This window comes from Pseudomonas sp. Irchel s3b6, assembly GCF_900187415.1.
Lineage (GTDB): Bacteria > Pseudomonadota > Gammaproteobacteria > Pseudomonadales > Pseudomonadaceae > Aquipseudomonas.
In genome coordinates this window covers 1-21,628 of sequence record NZ_FYDM01000001.1, presented here as the reverse complement: position 1 = coordinate 21,628, position 21,628 = coordinate 1, and the positions used below count along the sequence as shown (strand labels likewise).

At 58.9% G+C, this 21,628-nt stretch carries 17 protein-coding genes, 1 tRNA gene and 2 pseudogenes; 14 read left to right on the top strand and 6 right to left on the bottom strand.

Features of this window, described 5'->3' with window-relative positions:
- Window positions 1–229 precede the first annotated feature (229 nt).
- Together CKW07_RS00100 and phaR are read left to right on the top strand one after the other, a co-directional pair.
- Window positions 230–404, top strand: a pseudogene (locus tag CKW07_RS00100) (helix-turn-helix domain-containing protein); the annotation flags it as partial.
- Between the two features lie 59 nt (window positions 405–463).
- The gene (phaR, locus tag CKW07_RS00095; protein WP_095143046.1) at window positions 464–997 is read left to right on the top strand and encodes a polyhydroxyalkanoate synthesis repressor PhaR; all 534 of its coding nucleotides are present in this window, start codon (window positions 464–466) and stop codon (window positions 995–997) included.
- 35 nt (window positions 998–1,032) lie between these two features.
- On the opposite strand, the gene phaP is transcribed toward phaR, so the two are convergent.
- A complete protein-coding gene (gene phaP, locus CKW07_RS00090; RefSeq protein ID WP_095143045.1) occupies window positions 1,033–1,608 on the bottom strand; it encodes a TIGR01841 family phasin in 576 nt (191 codons plus the stop codon).
- Between the two features lie 252 nt (window positions 1,609–1,860).
- On the opposite strand from phaP, the gene CKW07_RS00085 reads away from it, so the two are divergent.
- The gene (locus CKW07_RS00085; protein WP_095143044.1) at window positions 1,861–4,299 is read left to right on the top strand and encodes a DUF3141 domain-containing protein; all 2,439 of its coding nucleotides are present in this window, start codon (window positions 1,861–1,863) and stop codon (window positions 4,297–4,299) included.
- Between the two features lie 26 nt (window positions 4,300–4,325).
- Here CKW07_RS00085 and CKW07_RS00080 read toward each other — a convergent pair whose 3' ends face one another.
- Window positions 4,326–5,453 carry an AraC family transcriptional regulator gene (locus CKW07_RS00080; RefSeq protein ID WP_095143043.1) on the bottom strand — a complete coding sequence of 376 codons (1,128 nt, stop codon included), beginning with the start codon at window positions 5,451–5,453 and terminating at the stop codon, window positions 4,326–4,328.
- A 271-nt stretch (window positions 5,454–5,724) separates the two neighbouring features.
- Between CKW07_RS00080 and phbB the strand changes: the two genes are divergently transcribed.
- From phbB to CKW07_RS00055, 5 genes and pseudogenes are all read left to right on the top strand, one after another.
- Window positions 5,725–6,471, top strand: coding sequence for an acetoacetyl-CoA reductase (gene phbB / locus CKW07_RS00075; protein ID WP_007988010.1), 747 nt, complete (start codon window positions 5,725–5,727; stop codon window positions 6,469–6,471).
- Window positions 6,472–6,536: 65 nt separating this feature from the next.
- Window positions 6,537–7,715, top strand: coding sequence for an acetyl-CoA C-acetyltransferase (locus tag CKW07_RS00070; RefSeq protein ID WP_095143042.1), 1,179 nt, complete (start codon window positions 6,537–6,539; stop codon window positions 7,713–7,715).
- A gap of 161 nt (window positions 7,716–7,876) precedes the next feature.
- The gene (gene phaC, locus CKW07_RS00065; RefSeq protein WP_095143041.1) at window positions 7,877–9,580 is read left to right on the top strand and encodes a class I poly(R)-hydroxyalkanoic acid synthase; all 1,704 of its coding nucleotides are present in this window, start codon (window positions 7,877–7,879) and stop codon (window positions 9,578–9,580) included.
- Between the two features lie 110 nt (window positions 9,581–9,690).
- Window positions 9,691–9,807, top strand: a pseudogene (locus CKW07_RS00060) (AAA family ATPase); the annotation flags it as partial.
- Window positions 9,808–10,188: 381 nt separating this feature from the next.
- The gene (locus tag CKW07_RS00055; RefSeq protein ID WP_095143040.1) at window positions 10,189–10,455 is read left to right on the top strand and encodes a hypothetical protein; all 267 of its coding nucleotides are present in this window, start codon (window positions 10,189–10,191) and stop codon (window positions 10,453–10,455) included.
- 311 nt (window positions 10,456–10,766) lie between these two features.
- Here CKW07_RS00055 and CKW07_RS00050 read toward each other — a convergent pair.
- A tRNA-Ser gene (locus CKW07_RS00050) sits at window positions 10,767–10,856 on the bottom strand.
- 308 nt (window positions 10,857–11,164) lie between these two features.
- On the opposite strand from CKW07_RS00050, the gene CKW07_RS00045 reads away from it, so the two are divergent.
- The 3 genes from CKW07_RS00045 to CKW07_RS00035 all read left to right on the top strand — a co-directional run bounded on the left by CKW07_RS00045 (window position 11,165) and on the right by CKW07_RS00035 (window position 13,885).
- Window positions 11,165–11,854, top strand: coding sequence for a crotonase/enoyl-CoA hydratase family protein (locus tag CKW07_RS00045; RefSeq protein WP_095143039.1), 690 nt, complete (start codon window positions 11,165–11,167; stop codon window positions 11,852–11,854).
- A gap of 215 nt (window positions 11,855–12,069) precedes the next feature.
- Complete coding sequence (locus tag CKW07_RS00040) at window positions 12,070–12,792, top strand: 1-acyl-sn-glycerol-3-phosphate acyltransferase (RefSeq protein ID WP_095143038.1); 723 nt, start codon at window positions 12,070–12,072, stop codon at window positions 12,790–12,792.
- 121 nt (window positions 12,793–12,913) lie between these two features.
- Entirely contained in the window at window positions 12,914–13,885 is a 972-nt protein-coding gene (locus tag CKW07_RS00035) for a magnesium and cobalt transport protein CorA (RefSeq protein WP_095082590.1), read from the top strand.
- Between the two features lie 212 nt (window positions 13,886–14,097).
- Here CKW07_RS00035 and CKW07_RS00030 read toward each other — a convergent pair whose 3' ends face one another.
- Entirely contained in the window at window positions 14,098–15,435 is a 1,338-nt protein-coding gene (locus tag CKW07_RS00030; RefSeq protein WP_095143037.1) for a lysine N(6)-hydroxylase/L-ornithine N(5)-oxygenase family protein, read from the bottom strand.
- 135 nt (window positions 15,436–15,570) lie between these two features.
- Window positions 15,571–16,053, bottom strand: a complete 483-nt coding sequence (locus tag CKW07_RS00025) for a sigma-70 family RNA polymerase sigma factor (protein WP_095143036.1) — start codon at window positions 16,051–16,053, stop codon at window positions 15,571–15,573.
- 318 nt (window positions 16,054–16,371) lie between these two features.
- Between CKW07_RS00025 and CKW07_RS00020 the strand changes: the two genes are divergently transcribed.
- From CKW07_RS00020 to CKW07_RS00010, 3 genes are read left to right on the top strand one after another with little or no spacing between them, the layout of a single operon-like run.
- Window positions 16,372–17,547 (top strand): efflux RND transporter periplasmic adaptor subunit, encoded by a 1,176-nt coding sequence (locus tag CKW07_RS00020; RefSeq protein WP_095143035.1) that lies wholly within the window; start codon window positions 16,372–16,374, stop codon window positions 17,545–17,547.
- On the top strand, window positions 17,548–19,521 hold the full coding sequence (locus tag CKW07_RS00015) for a MacB family efflux pump subunit (RefSeq protein WP_095143034.1): 1,974 nt from the start codon (window positions 17,548–17,550) through the stop codon (window positions 19,519–19,521).
- Window positions 19,522–19,528: 7 nt separating this feature from the next.
- Window positions 19,529–20,923: an efflux transporter outer membrane subunit gene (locus CKW07_RS00010; RefSeq protein ID WP_095143033.1), complete on the top strand. Its 1,395-nt coding sequence runs from the start codon at window positions 19,529–19,531 to the stop codon at window positions 20,921–20,923.
- 109 nt (window positions 20,924–21,032) lie between these two features.
- Here CKW07_RS00010 and CKW07_RS00005 read toward each other — a convergent pair.
- Window positions 21,033–21,628 (bottom strand): IS3 family transposase (locus tag CKW07_RS00005; RefSeq protein ID WP_141234407.1); only part of this gene is annotated, 596 nt, incomplete at its 5' end.

Sequence of the window (21,628 nt, the reverse complement as noted above, 5' to 3'; positions counted from 1 at the left end):
GCGGCAGCACTCGCCCTTAGTGCTGGAGTTCGGAAGGTGACCTGGCCGGTAGGCCTGAATTAAGTAGTTAGCCGAAGGACAAGTTTTTTCGTCTCCAAAGCGTTAGTGTAGTGGCCTGATGAGACCGGACACCCATTTAGGCGGGAATACTCACTAGTTCGAGGTGTCTGATGGCCAAGCAAAGTCGTTGCTTTTCCGCTGAATTCAAACGCGAGGCTTGCAATCAGCCCAGATCTCAGAATCTGTGGTGTTCAAATGGCGAAAGCGCTATCCGGAGGCGGGTTTTGAGGGATTGAACGACCCTGCCTCGAAGTGGCCAACCTCGCAAACTCAGCACTCAAAAGATGAAGAAAGTTCTTATGCTGACCACCCCGCGGGTGCCGCGCGAGGCAACGCATTGGAGTGGCAGTGGTCAGAGTAGGATAAGATGCCTGTAAATCAGGCTTGCTGTGAGTAGCCCCGCATGACAGATAACAGTCGGAACACCACCCGTCTGATCAAGAAGTACCCGAATCGCCGTCTGTATGACACGCACACCAGCAGTCATTTGACCCTTGCGGATATTCGTCAATTGGTCATCGATAAAATCCCCTTCGAGGTGGTCGACGCCAAGACTGGCGAGGATCTGACCCGAAGTATTTTGCTGCAGGTCATTCTGGAAGCCGAAAGTGGTGGTGAGCCGATCTTCTCCATTGAGATGCTCGTGGGGATTATCCAGTTCTACGGTCCTTACCAGGGCGTCCTCGGCAGCTACCTGGACAAAAGCATCCAGACGGTCATCGACATCCAGTCCCAGACCGGCGCTCAGTCCTCTGAAGCCTGGGGTGAGTTCATGCATCAACAAGCACCGGTCATGCAGGATTTGATGCGCCAGTACGTCGACCAGTCAAAAGCCCTCTACCTGAACACTCAGAACCTCTTTGGCCTGTTCGGCGGCACACCGTCAGGCAAGCCAGGCGCGGGTGGCGGGTCGAAAAAAAATGGCGATGGGGAATAAACCCATCGCCATCGGTGTAACCGTTTTAACGTGACTTACTTGTTACCGCTTGTTGCCTTGCCAGTCTCTGGCGCGGTTTTCCCGGCTGCGGCAGTCGCTGCAGTCGCTGCTTCGAAACCGCTCTGGGCAACGTCAGTAGCCTGTTTTACGGCTTTCTGTGCGCTTTCAAAAACGGTGCCAGCATTGGCCAGCGACGACTTGAACGCTGCCACAACAGGCTCGGAGCCAGCCGGTGCATTCTTGCTGATCACTTCAACGAACTCTTGCACCTGCTTGGTGCCCGCCTCGACCTGACGCGTGGTCAGTTGGGCGATTTCCGACTGGGTGCCAACAATCAGCGCGTGTACTTGACGATTGAACTCAGCAAGGCGTTCGGCTTGCACATTTGGCTGGGTGAAAGAAGCCTGGAGCTCAGCGAACCCTTGTGGATCACGGACTGCCAGCAGTTTGCGGAAACCGTCGAACTGCTCCTCGGTGGAGGCCTGCAGAGTCTTGATCTGCAATTGGGTGAGCTGTTCAACGCTGGCGAAGATTTTGCCGCTGATTTGCTGCAGGAGGTCTAGATTGGCTTTCTGAGCGTCTTGCAATTTTTCCGAGTTAAAAAAAGTCATGCTTGAATCTCCTGATTCTGAAAGGCCGACATGAGCCTGAGGACGCGATAGCGATCCTGCCGAGCATCGCGTTAGCCTTGATATTGCAGTGCACAAATTCGTTTGGCAATGTTTTTTTGTGCGCCGCACAACAATCCTTCACCTCCCACCGTTATTCGCTATAGACTCCTGAAAGGCGAACGGCCAGCCAAGCTCTTTTTAATGATGAGATGCAGGCGAGCTGCTTCTCATGCATGAAGCCAGGAGATCACCATGGGCCAGGAAGATATTATTGCATCGCAATATGACAGACTCTCCTCTCAACGCAGCCTGTTCGAACACCTGAGTCATCTGCAGCACCTCAATACCCTGAACGTCCTTGATGCTTTGCGCCAGCGCCAGGAAAAAACCCTCGCGCCTCTTAAGCGGGGTCAACTCAAACAACCCACGCCCACTGACTGGCAGGAATACTTCACCGACCTCGGCCAACGCAGCCTGCTGTTCTGGGACACACTGCGCCAGCGTGGCGACAATACGCTGGCCCATGAACGCGCCGGGTATCCTCTGCTGCTCAAGTTCGATCATGAAACCCTGGTCGCAGGCTCCGATCTCCCACGCCCGGTCAACTATTCACTGTTGCGAATCCTCCCCGGACCAGAGCAAAGAATCGACAGCAATAGCCAGCCGGTGATCATCATTGACCCACGCGGCGGCCACGGCTCGGGAATCGGCGGCTTCAAACAGGATTCGGTATTAGGTGAAAGCCTCAGAGCCGGCCACCCCACCTATTTCATCTCTTTCAGTCACTCGCCACAGCCCGGGCAAACCCTGGCCGATATCGTCGAAGCCAAGGCCCGGTTCATCGAAGTCGTCAGTGCCCTTCACCCGGCCAACAGCAAGCCGATCATCATCGGTAACTGCCAGGCCGGCTGGGCCTTGATGGGACTGGCGGCAACACGGCCGGAACTGCCAGGGTTGATCATTATCAATGGTGCCCCCTTGTCGTACTGGGCCGGTGTCAATGGACGCAATCCGATGCGCTATACCGGTGGCCTGCTGGGTGGCGGCTGGATGGCTCGCCTGGGCAGCGACTTGGGCAATGACCGTTTCGACGGTACCTGGCTGGTCAGCAATTTCGAAAACCTGGACCCGGCCAACACCTATTGGGGCAAGTACTACCAGCTGTTCAGCCAGGTCGACAGCGAGGCTGCGCGCTTTCTCGACTTCGAACGCTGGTGGGGCAGCCCGACCCTGCTCAATGGCGAAGAAATCGAGATGATTGTCGATGACCTTTTCATCGGCAACCAGTTGTCCGGCGGTCTCGGCCGCAAGAGCTCCGGCATTGACCTGAAACGGATCGAAGTACCGGTGGTGGTATTCTGCTCCTACGGAGACAACATCACCCCTCCACAGCAGGCATTGAACTGGATCACCGATGTCTATCCCAGCGATCTCGCTTTGCATGACGCAGGACGTACCATCGTCTACCTGCGGCACGCTAGCATCGGCCATTTGGGCATTTTTGTTTCCGGCAAGGTGGCGCAACGTGAACACCGTGGGTTGCTCGGTGCGGTCGAAGCCATCAATGCGCTGCCGGCAGGGCTATACGAAATGCTGATCGACGATCTGCCGGCTGCCTCAGGCAGCGGTGACGTGCAATACCGAGTGCGTTTCGAATCAAGGCGAATCGCCGATATCCATGATGACGTCGAGCCGACTCGTGATGACGATCGCGAATTCTCTCTGGTGGAGCGTGCGTCTGAAATCAACAGCACGTTTTACGACGGGTTCATACGCCCGTGGCTACGTCAGATAGTCAACGAGCCCGTTGCCGAACTGATGCGCAGGACGCATCCCTTCCATCAGCAGCAAGTGCTATGGAGCAGCCTGAATCCGGCGCTATGGTGGTTGGCCGGGACCGCCTCCCAAGTGAGAAGTGATCGTCGTCCTGCACGCAAAGATAACCCGTTGCTGGCCTGGCAGGAGCTGTTCTCCAACCAGACGCAAGACGCCCTGAATGCTTATCGCGATATCCGCGATGCCACCCAGGAGCTGTGTTTCTATGGCATTTACGGCGCACTGAGTGTCCTCACCAGCAACAAGCCTGTGCGAAATCTCCAGGCACATGCTGATCAGCAAGACCAAGCCCTGATCGAACGCCTGCAGGATGCACTGCCCCATGGCGGCCCGCTGGAAGCGTTGGTGCGGATTCTGCTTTTGCTGGGCCGCGACAGCGATAAGGCGGGCAAGGAAAGCATTGAAAAACTGATCCAGCAGGTGCATCTGCTGGTCCAGGACTACAGCAATGAGCCTGCTGCCCTGCGCGAAGCCATCCGGTTGCAGAACCTGCTGGTTTTTGCCCACCCACAAGAAAGCTTACGCAGCCTGCCCTTGCTACTCCCGGACACCAAGGCACGCCAACAGGTCCTCGCAGCCGTTGGGCAATTGATGCCCGAACTGCTGACAATTACTGGAGCTGAAGGCGAATTCTGGCGTGAACTGCACGCGCTACTCGAAGTCCCCTTGCCAAGTTTTAGCCTGACCCAACCGCCCAGTGAAACAGATGTCATTCAGCTGGCGCCCCCTCTGGAGCCATCCCCGTTTGTGGCAGTGCTGCCGTCGGAGATCACACCGGCGCCCGCCCCCGTCATCGTAGCTAAAGCCCCAAAACGCAAAGCGAGCAAAAGGACAAAAGGTCCAAAGCCTCAATGAACGCCTCAATGAGCCTTCACAAGGAATTACCGGTGTATCCGTTCGGCGTAAGAGTTGGCGAAGCCTCCGATCTTTTGATCTCTGCGCAGACCGGCGGGGTTCATGACTCGGACAGGCATCGGCACGGCTTCCTCGACCGCAAACAACGACTCGTCGACCCGATATTGACCGGGGGTCATACCGAACCAACGGGTGCAAGCCTTATGGAAGCTGCTGTGATCATGAAAACCGAGCAGATACGTCACATGCTTCATGCTGAAATGAGAATGGCGCAAATAGAAGTCGGCCAACTGCCGGCGCACATCGTTCAGGACATCCTTGAATTGCGCGCCATCCTTCTCAAGGCCTCGTTGAAGCGTTCGCTTGCTGATGCTCAGTGCCGCAGCAATCGATTCCATATCACATTGCCCTTGCCCCTGACTCAGGCGCTCGGTAATCAGCGCGCGAATCCTGGCAACAATAGAGTTGCCGGACAACAGGTCCAGCTGAGCCTCGGCAAAACTGTCATGGAGCGTGGCCAACGCCTCGTTGGCCATACTCAAAGGACTCAGAAGCTCCTGGCCATCGAACACGATGCTGTCATAAGCAGCCCCAAAACGCAGTGGACAGCCAAAAAGCCGCTGATGCTCCGACGTGTCTTCAGGTTCGGGATAAGCGAACTCCACACTCAACGGTTGCGGCAACTTGCCACCCGCCAGCCAACGGCAGAAACCCAGCAGCGAAGCCAGCCCTGCATCCGTATGTTGCCGGGGTCTGACCGAGCCATGTTGCTGATGATCGAGCGCGGCAAGACGGTAATTCTGCTGCTCCCGGATAAAGAAAAGGCTGAATCCAGTACTAATCAACGGGCTGAAACGAACCAGACGTTCGAGCGCCCTTTTCAAATTCGAACTGGACATCATCGTGTAGCCCACGATCTGAAAAACGCTGGGATGGAAATTTCCGTAGGCTTTCAAACCGATGTTCGGATCATCCGAGGCCTGAGCGGCCAGGTCCCATAAACGATAGATAACGCTTCGCTCGCAGAATACTCCCGGTTTATTCACGAGCGTGACATCAAGTCCAGCCTCCTCGCACAGACTGGCAAAATCCAGTCCTTGAGCCAAAAGCGTCTTCGCCAGCACGCCGGCATAACCTGAACTCATTCTATACATAGCTCCCTCAATAACCTGTGGAACCGAACATCCTGTCCGGAGCCAATATTGACCTACGCTGAACATATTTCAATTTTGTTGCACAAATATTAACTGCCTGTGGAGTTTCAGGTATTGATCCCAGTATAGGTACTCCTCATTTTTTGCCAGCGGGCCAAAACGCCCGGGTGGCACCGATGGACACGAAAACGTCACCTACAAACACTTCCGCACGGCCCGTCGATGTCGAACAATCTTCTCTCCTGCAGCGCAAAAAAAATGGAGTAGATGTATGGAATCGCGTAGTCGCATTGCTTTGGTAACGGGTGGTATGGGCGGTATCGGTACGGCAATCAGCCAACGTCTATACAAGGAAGGATTCAAGGTAATCGTCGGCTGCAGCTCTGATTCAAGCCGCAAGAACGACTGGCGTGCCAGTCAACTGGAGGCGGGTTATGAGTTCGAGTTCATCTATGGTGACGTCACCGATTGGGAGTCAACCCGCAAGGCTTTCGAGATGGCTCGTGAACAATTCGGCCCGATCGATGTGCTGGTCAACAACGCCGGCATCACCCGCGACGCGTCTTTTCGCAAGCTCACCCCGGAAGACTGGAACAGCGTGATCGGGACCAACCTGACGGGCCTGTTCAACACCACCAAGCAGGTCATTGAAGGCATGTTGTCCAAAGGCTGGGGGCGGATCATCAATATCTCCTCCATCAACGGTCAGCGTGGCCAGTTCGGCCAGACCAACTACTCCGCCGCCAAGGCTGGCATCCATGGTTTCACCATGGCACTGGCCCGGGAAGTCTCCGGCAAGGGCGTGACCGTCAATACCGTATCCCCAGGTTACATCCAGACATCCATGACCGCAGCAATACGCCCGGACATTCTCGAAGGCATGATCGCGGCAACACCGGTCGGCCGCCTTGGCCAACCCGAAGAGATTGCCTCAATCGTGGCCTGGCTGGCCTCCGATGAGTCCGCCTACAGCACCGGTGCCGACTTCTCGGTAAACGGCGGCATGAACATGCAATAACCCCCAACCAAGGCATAAATGCCCTGGTTTGTTCGCCGAATTTTGTCTTTTCCATGAGGTCACGCATGAACGAAGTCGTAATCGTTGCCGCAACTCGTACCGCCATTGGCAGTTTCCAGGGTGCTTTGTCTGCAATTCCCGCGACCGAACTGGGTGCCGCAGTGATTCGCCGCTTGCTGGAGCAGACGGGTATCGATGCTACTCAAATTGATGAAGTGATACTCGGCCAGGTACTCACTGCCGGCGCTGGGCAGAACCCGGCACGCCAGACAGCGATCAAGGCTGGCTTGCCACACACCACCCCTGCCCTGACCTTGAACAAGGTCTGCGGCTCTGGTCTCAAGGCGGTCCATCTTGCCGTCCAGGCAATCCGTTGCGGCGACGCGGAACTGGTAATCGCTGGCGGTCAGGAAAATATGAGTCTGGCCCCCTATGTTCTGCCCAAGGCACGCACCGGCTTGCGTATGGGCCATGCGCAACTGCAAGACAGCATGATCCAGGATGGCCTGTGGGACGCCTTCAACGACTACCACATGGGTATCACCGCTGAGAATCTGGCGCAGAAGTACGAGATCTCTCGTGAAGCACAGGATACCTTCGCTATCGCCTCGCAACAGAAAGCCGCAGCAGCCATTGAGGGCGGACGCTTCCAGAGCGAAATCACCCCGATCCTGATTCCTCAGCGCAAGGGCGAACCGCTGGTCTTCGACACCGACGAACAGCCGCGTGCCGACAGTACTGCCCAAACCTTGGCGAAACTCAAACCGGCATTCCAGAAAGACGGCAGCGTGACCGCCGGCAACGCTTCGACCCTCAACGATGGTGCTGCCGTACTGTTGCTGGCCAGCGCTGCAAAAGCACAAGCGCTGGGCCTCCCGGTTCTGGCACGGATCAAAGCCTATGCCAGCGCCGGTGTAGACCCGTCGATCATGGGCATCGGCCCTGTCCCGGCTACACGCCTGACCCTGCAAAAGGCCGGCTGGAGCGTCGAGGACCTGGACCTGATCGAAGCCAACGAAGCCTTCGCCGCCCAGGCGCTGGCGGTTGGCAAAGAGTTGGGTTGGGACACCAGAAAAGTCAACGTCAACGGCGGCGCGATCGCCCTTGGCCATCCGATCGGCGCGTCAGGGGCACGGATTTTGGTGTCGCTGGTGCACGAGCTGATCCGTCGCGACGGCAAGAAGGGACTGGCCACTTTGTGCATCGGTGGCGGACAAGGCGTCGGCCTGGCTATCGAGCGCTAACCAACGGCATCTGAGTAGCCCATGCGCGGACTTGGGACCCTTGTTCCACGCATCAGATTGGCGTCAGACAACGCTGCCCGCATTCCTGCCGTCGCTACGCCGGAGTCCGGCAAAGCGCGGCTTTTTTTCTGCCCGGCTCATCTGTATGGGCAAGGAACTTTATGGACAACAACGCGCATACATTCAAAACCTATTGGTCAGGCCAGGCTCCGTTCATCGCTTCCTTTGCAGTGCAACAATTACGCCTATGGGTCAGCACTAATCCGTGGTTTTCCGGGCATGAGCACGGCGCCTGGTTCGAGTTGCCTCGCGAAACCCTGGACAGTCTACAAACGGACTACCAGGTTCAATGGTGCCAACTCGGCCAAAAACTGCTGACCGGCCAACCCTTCAGCTTCGATGATCGACGCTTCTCCAGCGGCAACTGGAGCGAGCCACTGTTCGGCTCCCTCGCTGCGTTTTACCTGCTCAACTCCAGCTTTCTCCTGAAACTGCTCGACAAACTGCCGATCGACGAAAAAAAACCGCGCCAACGCCTGCGCTATCTGGTGGAGCAAGCCATTGCCGCCAGTGCGCCAAGCAATTTCCTGGTCAGTAACCCTGATGCGCTCCAGCGTGTGGTTGAGACTCAAGGTGCCAGCCTGCTCACAGGTATGCAGCATCTGGCCAGCGACATGAACGAAGGCAAAATGCGCCAGTGTGATAGCGGCGCCTTCAAGGTTGGCGTCGATCTGGCTAACACCCCCGGCGAAATCGTCTTTGAGAATCACCTATTCCAGCTAATTCAGTACTACCCGCAAAGCGAATCCCAGTACCGACACCCGGTATTCGTCGTACCTCCGTCGATCAACAAGTACTACATCCTTGATCTGCGCCCGGACAACTCGATGGTCCGCCACCTGCTGGAACAGGGACATCCCGTATTCCTGATGTCCTGGCGCAACTTTGACGAGGAACACGCTGGCACCACCTGGGATGACCTGATTGAGCACGGGGTAATCGACGCCTTGCAGGTGACCCGCGATATCAGTGGCGAGCAGCGACTCAATTGCGTGGGCTTCTGCATCGGCGGCACCCTGCTGAGCACGGCGCTGGCAGTACTTGCTGCACGCGGCGACAGGGAGATCGCCAGCGTGAGCCTGTTCACCACGTTCCTTGACTACCTGGATACCGGTCCCATCGACATATTCGTCGACGAAGAACTGGTGGCCTATCGAGAGCGCACTATCGGCGGCATGAATGGTCCCATCGGTCTGTTTCGTGGTGAGGACATGGGCAATACCTTTTCCCTACTGCGCCCCAACGAGCTGTGGTGGAACTACAACGTCGACAAATACCTCAAGGGGCAGAAGCCGATCCCGCTTGATCTGCTGTTCTGGAACAACGATAGCACCAACCTTCCGGGGCCGATGTACTGCTGGTATCTGCGCCACACCTATCTGCAGAACGATTTGAAATCAGGCGAGCTGGAGTGCTGTGGGGTCAAGCTTGATTTGCGTGCAATTGACGCTCCCGCTTACATCCTCGCCACCCATGACGATCACATCGTGCCCTGGAAAAGCGCCTACGCCAGCACCAACCTGCTCTCCGGGGCCAAGCGTTTTGTATTAGGAGCTTCAGGGCATATTGCCGGCGTCATCAATCCACCGGCCAAGCAGAAGCGCCATTACTGGACCAATAATCGGGTCACGAAAAACCCGGAGACCTGGTTCAAGAATGCTGAGCAGCAACCCGGTAGCTGGTGGAATGATTGGTTCAACTGGCTGGTGGGACACTCCGGCGAGCGCCAACCAGCGGTTCCGCACATAGGAAATAACAAATTCCCGCCTCTGGAGCCGGCGCCAGGCAGTTATGTAAAGCAATGAAAGACTGCTGCAGGCCAGAGCGCGACACTTTCTGGTACGTGACGCTCAACTTCCTGGATGACGGCAGCGTCGAGATATTGTGGGTTGTGCCGAAGTATGATTGATCGGGAACTGGCAACGAGTCGTACCGCCTGCAACACAGCAGTTTGATTGCACAGACGAAGATCAAATCACGCGAACGTAAGCTCAAGGACGAGGTTGGTAGGGAGGAAGACCAGCAATTTTGACTGTTGTTGTGGAAATGCCCTGCTGCATGACTGCATGTAGCAGGTCTTCCGCGACTCATGTGATCGGCACGCTGCTAAGTTTATCCAAAATTGCTGCTGCGAAATCAGCAATCCGCCCTGGGTAAAATTTCAATCGGCAGGGTGTGTGAGTTTTCAATTAGCGCCAACAATTTCACCAAATCTGGAAGTCTTTTTCAGAGCTTCCCTAATGAATTACTACCGTCCATTCAACTTTCACAATCGCGGGTTAATTTCCGTGAATGAAATAAAGTTTAAACATACTTATTACTACTTGTGACCCGCCCCCCCTACTAATAAACAGCCGACCGGTAAGCCCAACCGACGGCACATCATCTGTTTGGGTACAAGGAGAGACGACCCATGAGCACTCCGTTTCGCATCAACGAAGCACTTTTGATTGCCGGCCACGCATTCGAACCTTTTCAATGCGTCGCCTGGGCTCCGCAAGACGGTAATGGCGAACTGAGCCTGACCATCATCGACCGGGCCCACACTCGTATTTGTCGCAAACAGATTCCAACCAGTACCTATTCCGACCCGGCGCAGCTGGAAAGCCTGCTGGAAGAGGTGCGCGCCGAGTTGAGCCAGGAGGGCTACAAGCTACAATCCTGGACAATGCCAGAGTAAGCATTCTCGCGGATCGCTACCGGTGATCCGCCTAATACTCCACTCTCAAGATCATCGAAGGCAGCCTCATGCACCAGGTGTTGGAATCAGCCAGTCGTGCAGAGGGCTATGCCTTCGGCTTTCGCGATGCGGGGGTCATCACTGAAATACAGCGCGTCGAATGATGTACACCGCTTAGAAACTGTCGAAAAATCAGCCTTTGGTCGCAAAGCACTGAGCCGTCCAGGGTATGGGCCAAAGTATGGGCTGTGTTTTTTCAGAACCGCAGAAACGAAAAAGCCCCGAATAATCAGGGCTCTAACGTTTAAATGTGGCGGTGAAGGAGAGATTCGAACTCTCGATACAGTTTCCTGTATACACACTTTCCAGGCGTGCTCCTTAAGCCACTCGGACACTTCACCGTATCTCTTCAAACAAGTTCTGTCTGTCGAGGCGCGCTAATGTAGTCGAAAGCTTTTCCGATGGCAAACATTTTTTTCAGAATTTTCATGCGGTTAAGCGATTTGTCGATTCGGGCGGGTTGGCGGGTATGGCAAAGCTGCCATTCTTCGGCCAAGGGAACGCTTCTATATAGAAGGCAACGCGAGGTGGGCGTGGCCCGCGATGCTGGGCGGGGGCGGATTGGCTGACTGGCCGGTCAGTCACGGCGCTTTACCTGGCCTGCGGCCATGGGTAACGTCTGCCCCACTTCAATACAAGGAATAGCGTCATGAGTGAGTTGATTTCCTACCACCTCGAAGACGGTATCGCGACCCTGACCTTGAGCAATGGCAAGGTCAATGCCATCTCGCCGGACGTGATTGCCGCTTTTAATGCTGCACTGGACCAGGCGGTGACGGATCGCGCGGTGGTGATCATCACCGGTCAGCCGGGCATTCTGTCGGGCGGTTATGACTTGAAGGTGATGACATCCGGCCCCAAGGAAGCGGTGAACCTGGTGACCGCCGGCTCCACCCTGGCCCGTCGCCTGCTGTCCCACCCCTTCCCGGTCATCGTCGCGTGCCCTGGGCATGCGGTGGCCAAGGGTGCGTTCATTCTGCTGTCGGCCGACTACCGTATTGGTGTCGACGGCCCGTTCAGCATTGGCCTGAACGAAGTACAGATCGGCATGACCATGCACCACGCCGGTATCGAACTGGCCCGTGACCGTCTGCGTAAGTCGGCGTTCCACCGTTCGGTGATCAACGGCGAGATGTTCGATCCGCAAGGCGCGGTGGATGCCGGTTTCCTCGACAAGGTGGTCGCCGCCGAAGAACTGCAAGGCGCAGCGCTGGCTGCCGCGCGTCAGTTGAAGAAGATCAACATGACCGCCCACAAGAACACCAAGCTCAAAGTGCGTAAGGCCCTGCTCGAGGCACTGGACAGCGCCATCATCCAGGATCAGCAACACCTGGGTTAAGTGCTGAAGGTGCAATGCTGAAAAGCCCGACCGTCGCGTCGGGCTTTTTCTTGCTCAAGGGGCACGAAAGCCGGCAAGCGCTCTAGCCCGCCTCTGATAACAGATGTCGGAAACATGCGCTTAAACATCGCCTATCTCCTACTTATAGAGCGGCAATTGCCGAAAACAGTGCACATCCGTACACTGCGCCACCTTTTGCTCCGGTGGGCCTGTAGATGCTGTATCTGATTCGTATGTTGTTGATGGGCCTGCATTTTATGATCGCCGGTGGGCTGGGTGTGATCCTGGGCCTGTGCCGACCGTTCAATCCGGACAACAGCCGCCTGTGTGCCCGCCTCTACGCCTGGCCTGCCATGTGCATCCTGCGTCTACGGGTCAAGACCGACGTCGAATCGCTGACCCACAAAAAGCAAAGCTGCGTGGTGATCGCCAACCACCAGTCCAACTACGATCTGTTCGTACTGGGCAACGTCGTGCCGCACCGCACCGTGTGCATCGGCAAGAAGAGCCTTAAATGGGTGCCCCTGTTCGGGCAACTGTTCTGGCTGGCCGGCAACGTGCTGATCGACCGTGGCAATGCCCACAAGGCGCGCAAGGCGATGCTCACCACCACCGACACCTTGCAGCACAAGGACACTTCGATCTGGGTGTTCCCGGAAGGCACGCGCAACCTGGGCAAGGAACTGCTGCCATTCAAGAAAGGCGCGTTCCAGATGGCCATCGCGGCCGGCGTCCCCATCGTGCAGGTGTGCGTCAGCAACTACATCAACCACATGCGCCTGGATCGCTGGAACAGTGGCCGGATCCTGATCCGTTCGCTGCCGCCGATTCCCACGGCCGGGCTGACGCTCGACGACATGCCCGCGCTGATGGACCAGTGCCGCGAGCAAATGCGCGAGTGCATCGACTCGCTGGACCGACAACTGCAAGCCGCCTGAGCAGGCACACACCTGCAACAACCCAGGAACCTCTTCGATTTCACTGACTCTCAAGCTTCAGGGCAAGCTAAGCTGCATCTGCTTGTCACTGCCATTGCTCAAGAAGAAGTGAAACGGAACCATGGGTAGAGTCGTTGCGGCTGCGGTCTACAGCGCCGGTAAGAGAGTCACCAATATCACCCTCGATGAAGGCGCCGCCTGGGCCGCCAAACCTGGCCACTTTGTCTGGATCGGCCTCGAAGAGCCGAACGCCCAGGAGCTGGCCAACCTGCAGCGCCAGTTCAACCTGCATGAACTGGCCATTGAAGACGCCCTGGAAAAACACAGCCGACCGAAGCTGGAAACCTTCGGCGATGCACTGTTCATCGTCACCTACTCGCCGGTGCGCGAGAACGGCAAACTGGAGTTTATCGAGACCCACATTTTTGCCGGCAAGGGCTACATCATTACCTGCCGCAATGGTCAGTCGGCCTCCTACGCCCACGTACGCCAGCGCTGCGAGGCGCGCCCATTGCTGCTGGAGCACGGCGAGGATTTCGTGCTCTATGCCCTGCTCGACTTTGTGATCGAGAACTACCAGCCCGTGGGCGAAGCGATTCACGGCGAGATCGACGACCTGGAGCGCAATGTCCTGTGCAGCGCCATGAGCGAAGTCGACATCCTGAACCTGCATGGCCTGCGCCGTGACGTGTTGCGCTTGCGTCGTTACGCGGCACCGATGGTGGAGATCAGCGAAGAACTGCAGAAGCTGAGTTTCCCGTTCATCGACAAGAACATGCGGCCGTACTTTCGTGACGTGCAGATCCACGTCACACGGCAGATGGAAGACCTCACCACCCTGCGCGACATCGCCAGCCAGACCATCGAAATCGGTGTACTGCTGGAGGCCGCGCGGCAAAGCGTGGTGCAACGCAAGTTCGCCGCCTGGGCTGCGATCCTCGCCTTCCCGACCGCCGTGGCCGGGATCTATGGGATGAACTTCGAGAACATGCCGGAGCTGAAACTGCACTACGGCTACTTCGGGGTGCTGGCGTTCATCACCGTCGGCTGTGTCGGATTATGGGCCAGCTTCAAGCGCTCGGGATGGTTGTAACAGCGGCCAAGGACTGGGCGCCTCCCTGCTCTTGCAGACGCACGTGAATCTGTAGGAGCGAGCACGCTCGCGATGGACGTTAACGATAATGCGTGCTTTCAGAATAAACGCGACGCTCTCGGGTTCATCGCGAGCACTCGAGCGTCGACCGGCTGCTCCTACAACTGCGGGCTCACCCGCGAAGACCGACTAACAGTTCTGCAATACGCCCCTCAACTGGCCGCCGCCAACATCAGGTCCCGTACCGAATGGCTGTTGCCCTGCGGCTTGCCATGGGCGTACAGGGAGCCGGCAATCTCATCGGCGCGGATCGGCAACACCGACAACAAGGTGTCGCTCAGACCGTGGCTGGCCTGGCAGAAGCCCTGCATGTAGATACCGGCCTTGCAGCGCTCGTCGGTGATGACCCGGTAGTTGCGATCGACCTCGAAGTCGCCCAGGTACGCCTCCAGCGGTGCCAACAATTGGCGGTGCATCTGACGCTCGTAACCGGTGGCCAGCACCACCGCGTCGTAGTGCCGAACGGTCAGCTCACCCGTGGCCGTGTTGCGCAGCGCCAGCTCGATGCCGCGCTCGGTGGCCCGGGCTTGCTCCACGGTGGTCAGGGTACGGAATGCGTGACGCGCAATCCCGGAGACCTTCTGGCGATAGAAGATGCCGTAGATGCGCTCGATCAGGTCGATATCGACCACCGAATAATTGGTGTTGTGATACTCGTTGACCAGCCGCTCGCGCTCACTGCTCGCCTGCTGGAACACCAGGTCGGTGAACTGGGGCGAGAACACTTCGTTGACGAACGGGCTGTCATCCGCCGGCTTCAGGGCCGAGCCGCGCAGGATCATGTCGACCTGCACCGAAGGGAAACTGTCGTTCAGGTCGATGAAGGCCTCTGCCGCACTCTGCCCGCCGCCAATGATCGCAATATTCATCGGTTGGCCGTTGACGCAAGGTTGCCGGGCCATGCGTTCCAGATACCGGGAGTGGTGGAACACCCGGCCATCGTCCTTGAACGGCTTGAACGCCTCGGGAATACGCGGGGTACCGCCAGCGCTGACCACCACCGAACGGGTGGCGCGCACACACTCCTGGCCGTCGCGATCACGGGAGATCACTCGCAGCGCTTCAACCTGCTGGTCCCGCAGCACCGGCTCGATGGCCAGCACTTCTTCTCCATAACGGCTCTGCTGCGCAAATTGTCCCGCCACCCAGCGCAGGTAATCGTTGTACTCCATGCGGCACGGGTAGAACGTGCCCAGGTTGATGAAGTCCACCAGACGGCCATGGGCCTTGAGGTAGTTGACGAACGAGTAAGGGCTGGTCGGGTTGCGCAGCGTCACCAGGTCCTTGAGGAAGGAGATCTGCAATTCGCTCTGGGTCACCAGGGTGTTGCCGTGCCAGCGGTAGTCGGCCTGCTTGTCGAGAAACAGCACATCAAGCTCGCCGTGGGCCTGTCCGCGCTCCTGCAGCGCAATGGCCAATGCCAGGTTCGACGGGCCGAAGCCAACGCCGATCAGGTCGTGAACGATGGGCGATGCAATTGCCTTTGTCATTTCCAGGGTCCTCTGGATAAGCCCCTCAACAGCGGGGAGATGTAAGCCGCAATGACCTGACCGGCCCTAGGCAGGACAGCAGATCGTCTGTTGAGTAGGAACGAGGACCATGAAAAAAAATTTACCGGCCAGCGCTCAATGGGCATCCCATTCGCGCACGCGCACACGGCAATGCTTCATGGCATTGACGATGTGCTTCTCCACCAGGCTGCGGGAGATCCCCAGGCGCTCGGCGATCTGCGGGTGGGACAGGCCCTCGAGCTTGCGCAGCATAAAGCTCTCGCGGCACAACGGCGGCAACTCGGCCAGCGCACGCTGCAACAGGTCCAGGCGCTGGCTGTCATCGAAGTGGTGTTGCGGTGAGGGCGCATAGAAGCGCTCTTCGCTGTCGAGCACTTCCAGTGGCTCGGTCTGGCGCGCCACGTTACGCCGGTGGCCGTCGATCACCAGGTTCAGTGCGGTGCGATAGAGGAACGCGCGGGGTTGCTCGATGGGCGTATCGCTGGCGCGCTCCAGCACCCGGACATAGGCGTCATGCACCACATCTTCGGCCACCTGGCGGTTGCCCAGCTTGGCGTTAAGGAAACACACCAGCTCTCGATAGTAGTTTTCCAACATGACTCCCGACCGTTTACGCAACGGTACTGACCTTGAACCCAACCGGCGCCTTCAAAACGATAGCGGCACGATGATGGCAATCACAGTTGCGTAATTTATAGTAATTCTCATATAGATTTAAAGTACCCCATGACTTGCGCGGGAAATATTCCTCGTCTACAGCTGTAACCCTTTGTGTCGACGCTTAAATTTGCCCCTTGATGGCTCGTATACAGGACAGCTTCCCGTGTCTGCCGGTGTTCTGGCAGCGCTCGGCCGCGGCCCGGATGAGGCCGCAACCTCGAGCAACGGGCCGACTTCCACTGGCCGGAACCCTGCATGAAACGCCCCCGACAGACCCGACGCGCCCTGCTTGCAGCTCTTTGCCTGATCCCGGCCATCGCGGTGGCCGCCTGGCACATCATCCCGCCTGGTCGGGACAAGCTCGCGACCGTGCCCGTCAGCCGGGGCGACATCGAAAGCAGCGTCACCGCGCTGGGCACCTTGCAACCGCGACGCTATGTCGACGTAGGCGCCCAGGCCTCGGGGCAAATCCAGAAGATCCACGTCGAGGTCGGTGACGTGGTCAACCAGGGCCAGTTGCTGGTGGAGATCGACCCCTCGACGCAAAATGCCAGGCTCGATGCCGGTCGCTTCTCCATCGACAACCTCAAAGCCCAGCTCCAGGAGCAACGCGCACAGCACGACCTGGCCCGACAGAAATACCAGCGCCAGCAGAACCTCGCCGCTGGCGGCGCCACCCGCGAAGAGGACGTACAAACCGCCCGCGCCGAACTGCGCGCCACCGAGGCCCGCATTCAGATGTTCCAGGCACAGATCCGCCAGGCCGAAGCCAGTCTGCGCAGTGATCAGGCTGAGCTTGGCTACACACGCATTTACGCGCCGATGTCCGGGACCGTGGTAGCGCTGGACGCCCGCGCCGGCCAGACCCTCAATGCCCAACAGCAAACCCCGTTGATTCTGCGGATCGCCAAGCTGTCTCCCATGACCGTCTGGGCCGAGGTCTCGGAAGCCGACATCGGCCACGTCAAACCCGGCATGCAGGCCTATTTCACCACCCTCGCCGGTGGCACGCGGCGCTGGCAGAGCACGGTACGACAGATTCTGCCGGTACCGCCCAAACCCCTGGACCAAAGCAAAGAAGGCGGTGGCAGTGGCAGCCCGTCCAGCGGCAAGAGCGGCAGTGGCCGGGTCGTGCTGTACACCGTGCTACTGGACGTCGACAACGCCGACAACGCGTTGATGGCGGAAATGACCACCCAGGTGTTCTTCGTCGCCAGTGAGGCGAAGAACGTCCTCACGGCCCCGATCTCGGCCCTGCACAGCGGCCCCCGCCCCGGCAGCCAGACCGTTCGGGTCGTGGCAAAGAACGGCGATATCCAGCCGCGCGTGGTGAGCACCGGCATCAGTGACCGGTTGCAGGTGCAGATTCTCGAGGGTTTGAATGAGGGCGATCACCTGCTGATCGGTCCGGTCGACGGCAACGGGGGTTGAATGCAGACGCCGCTGATCGACCTCAAAGACATCCGCAAGTCCTACGGCGGTGATGACGCCCCCGAGGTCCACGTGCTGCGTGGCATCGACCTGGCGATTCACGCCGGTGAGTTCGTGGCGATTGTCGGCGCCTCCGGTTCCGGCAAATCGACGCTGATGAACATCCTCGGCTGCCTCGACCGTCCCAGCACGGGCGAATACCTGTTCGCCGGGGAAAACGTCGCCCGGCTGGACAGCGACGAACTGGCCTGGCTGCGCCGTGAAGCCTTCGGCTTTGTGTTCCAGGGTTACCACCTGATTCCCTCGGGCTCGGCCCAGGAAAACGTCGAGATGCCGGCCATCTATGCCGGCACCCCGGCGGCCGAGCGACATGCCCGCGCCGCCGCCCTGCTGGCTCGGCTGGGGCTGGCCGAACGCACCGGCAACCGCCCTCATCAGCTCTCCGGCGGCCAGCAACAACGGGTGTCGATTGCCCGGGCGCTGATGAACGGCGGCCACATCATCCTCGCCGACGAACCGACCGGCGCCCTCGACAGCCACAGCGGCGCCGAGGTCATGACCCTGCTCGATGAACTGGCGAGCCAGGGCCACGTGGTGATTCTCATCACCCACGACCGTGAAGTCGCCGCACGGGCCAAGCGCGTCATCGAAATCCGTGACGGGCTGATCATCAGCGACAGTGCCGTCGACTCCACCCATGCACAACACACGGTCAACCCCGGCGCCCTGCAAGCGGTGGACCTGCGCCAGCGCCTGAGCGAAGGCAGCGAAGCCACCGGGGCGTGGAAAGGCGAGTTACTGGACGCCGTGCAGGCGGCCTGGCGGGTGATGTGGATCAACCGCTTTCGCACCGCCCTGACCTTGCTCGGGATCATCATCGGCGTCGCGTCGGTGGTGGTGATGCTGGCCGTGGGCGAAGGCAGCAAACGCCAGGTCATGGCGCAAATGGGCGCCTTTGGCTCGAACATCATTTACCTCGGTGGCTCGGCGCCGAACCCGCGCACGCCCCCCGGCATCATCACCCTCGACGATGTGGCCGCCCTGGCCCGCCTGCCGCAAGTCATGCGGATCATGCCGGTCAACGGCGCCGAAGCCGGCGTGCGCTTTGGCAATGCGGACCACCTGAGTTATGTCGGCGGCAACGACACTAACTTCCCGGCGATCTTCAACTGGCCGGTGGTGGAAGGCAGCTACTTCACCGAAGCCGACGAGCGCAATGCGGCGGCCGTGGCAGTGATCGGCAAAAAGGTCCGTGACAAGCTGTTCAAGGATCGAATCGACCCCATCGGCCAGTACATCCTGATCGAGAACGTGCCATTCCAGGTGGTGGGCGTGCTCGCCGAAAAAGGCGCCAGCTCCGGCGACCAGGACAGCGACGACCGTATCGCCATCCCCTACTCCGCCGCCAGCGTCCGGCTGTTCGGCACCTACAACCCGGAGTACGTGGCCATAGCGGCCGCCGACGCGCGCAAGGTCAAGGAAGCCGAACAAGCCATCGACCAATTGATGCTCAAGCTGCACAACGGCAAGAAGGACTACGAGCTGACCAATAACGCGGCGATGATCCAGGCCGAAGCCCGCACGCAAAACACCCTGTCGCTGATGCTCGGCTCGATTGCCGCCATTTCGCTGCTGGTGGGCGGCATCGGGGTGATGAACATCATGCTCATGACCGTGCGCGAACGTACCCGCGAGATTGGCATCCGCATGGCCACCGGGGCCCGTCAGCGGGACATCCTGCGCCAGTTCCTGACCGAAGCGGTGATGCTCTCGGTGGTCGGTGGCATCACCGGGATCGCCCTGGCCCTGTTGGTGGGCGGAGTGTTGCTGCTCAGCGACGTGGCGGTAGCGTTCTCCGTATTCGCGGTGCTGGGCGCCTTCGGTTGCGCCTTGGTCACCGGGGTAATTTTCGGCTTCATGCCGGCCCGTAAAGCTGCCCGGCTCGACCCGGTCACGGCCCTTACCAGTGAATGATCGATCCATGAAGTCGCCCTTGACCCTGCTTTCCATCTGCCTGCTGCTCAGCGCCTGTGGCACTCCCCTGCAACGTCCGGACAGCGGCCTCACGCCGCCACCCACCTGGCACTCGCCCACCGCCGCGAGCGCCAGCCACACCTCAGGGCAATGGTGGATGAGCTTTGGCAGCCCCGAACTCGACCGCTTGATCGAACAGGCACGGATCGGCAGCTTTGACCTGGCCGCGGCGGTGGCGCGGGTGCGTCAGGCACAAGCCACCGCCGTGATCGCTGGCGGCCCGCTGTTACCGGAGGTGAAGGCCGGGCTCAATGCCAATCGGCAAAAGCTGTTGCGTGGCGACGGCTACAGCCAACTGGATGCCGACAGCAGCAACAAGGCCGTGGACTCCTTCGACGCCAACCTCAGCGCCAGCTACGAAATCGATTTCTGGGGCGGCAAACACGCCGCCCACGACAGCGCCCTGCAAGGTGTGCGCGCCAGCGAGTTCGACCAAGCCACCGTTGAGCTGACCCTGCTGGGCAGCGTCGCCAACAGCTATGCGCAAAGCCTGTCATTGCAGGAGCAAAGCCGCATTGCCGAGCTGAATCTGGCCAACGCCCAAAGCGTCTTGCAACTGGTGCAAACCCGCTACGACTCAGGCTCGGCCACCGCCCTGGAACTGGCCCAGCAGAAAAGCCTGGTGGCCGCCCAACAACGACAGTTGCCCTTGGTGCGCCAACAGGCCGAAGAAGCGCGGATCACCCTCGCCGCCTTGCTCGGCCGCCCGGTGCAGGCCCTGCCGCGCAGCCAGCAACGTTTCGATCAGTTGAACTGGCCGAGCATCGACGCCGGATTGCCCAGCGACCTGATCAGCCGCCGCCCCGACATTGCCCGCGCCGAAGCCCAACTGGCTGCGGCCCAGGCCGACGTCATCGTTGCCCGTGCGGCGATGCTGCCCAGCGTGACCCTGAGCGCCAGTCTCGGTTCGGGCGCCGACACCTTTAGCGACACCCTGCGCAGCCCGTTCTACAACCTGACGGCCGGGCTGGTCGCACCGATCTTCAACAACGGCCGCCTCGGCGCCGAACGCGACCGCGCCAGCGCCCGCCAACAGGGACTGCTGGAAACCTATCGCGGGGCGATCATCAACGGTTTTGCCGACGTCGAAAAAGCCCTCACCGGCATCCGTGGCCTCGACGAACAACGGCAGTGGCAAGCCGAAGAACTGGCCCATGCGCAAACCGCGTTCAACATCGCCCAGCGCCGCTACCAGGCCGGCGCCGAAGACCTGCTCAGCGTGCTGGACACCCAGCGTACGCTGTACGCGGCCCAGGACCTGAACGTGCAACTGCGATTGGCGCGGGTGCAGGCCAGCATTGCCCTGTACAAGGCCTTGGGCGGGGGTTGGCAGGTGTTGTAGACGAATGCAGGTGACGCTGCGCGCCACCTGTTCGAAGCGGACGCAGAGCGTCCGGGGAGGCATTCCCACGCAGAGTGAACTGACCCCACAAAGTTGGACGATTTTCTATCTATGCCTGAGCGGCCTGAGTTCTGTATTCAACAGGACTCAGGCCGTTTAGCTTCAGTCTGATACGCGAGTGATTGTAATACTGGATGTACTCGTCGATGCCTTCGTGAAGCTCATCAAGGTCGTTAAATTTATTCAGATAAAAAAATTCGGACTTCAGTGTGCCGAAGAAACTCTCCATGGCCGCATTGTCGTAGCAGTTGCCCTTGCGCGACATGCTCGGCGTAACGGAGCATTTTTTGAGAGCCCGCAGGTAAATGGGCATTCGGTACTGCCAGCCCTGGTCTGAGTGCAAAATCGGTTTTTCATGCGGCTGCAGCCGCTTGAATGCACCTTCGAGCATCTTCCCGACCATATCGAACAGCGGCCTTCTGGCAACCTCGTAGGAAATGATTTCGCCGTTATACAGATCCAAAACGGGAGACAGATAAAGCTTCTGACCTCCAACTTTGAACTCTGTAACGTCGGTTACCCACTTTTGATTGGGTGACGGAGCTTCGAACTCACGCTTCAAAAGATTAGGCGCCGCCTTGCCTGCCTCACCCTTGTAGGCCCGGTATTTCTTCACCCGCACCAAGCTCTTGAGCTGAAGCTGCG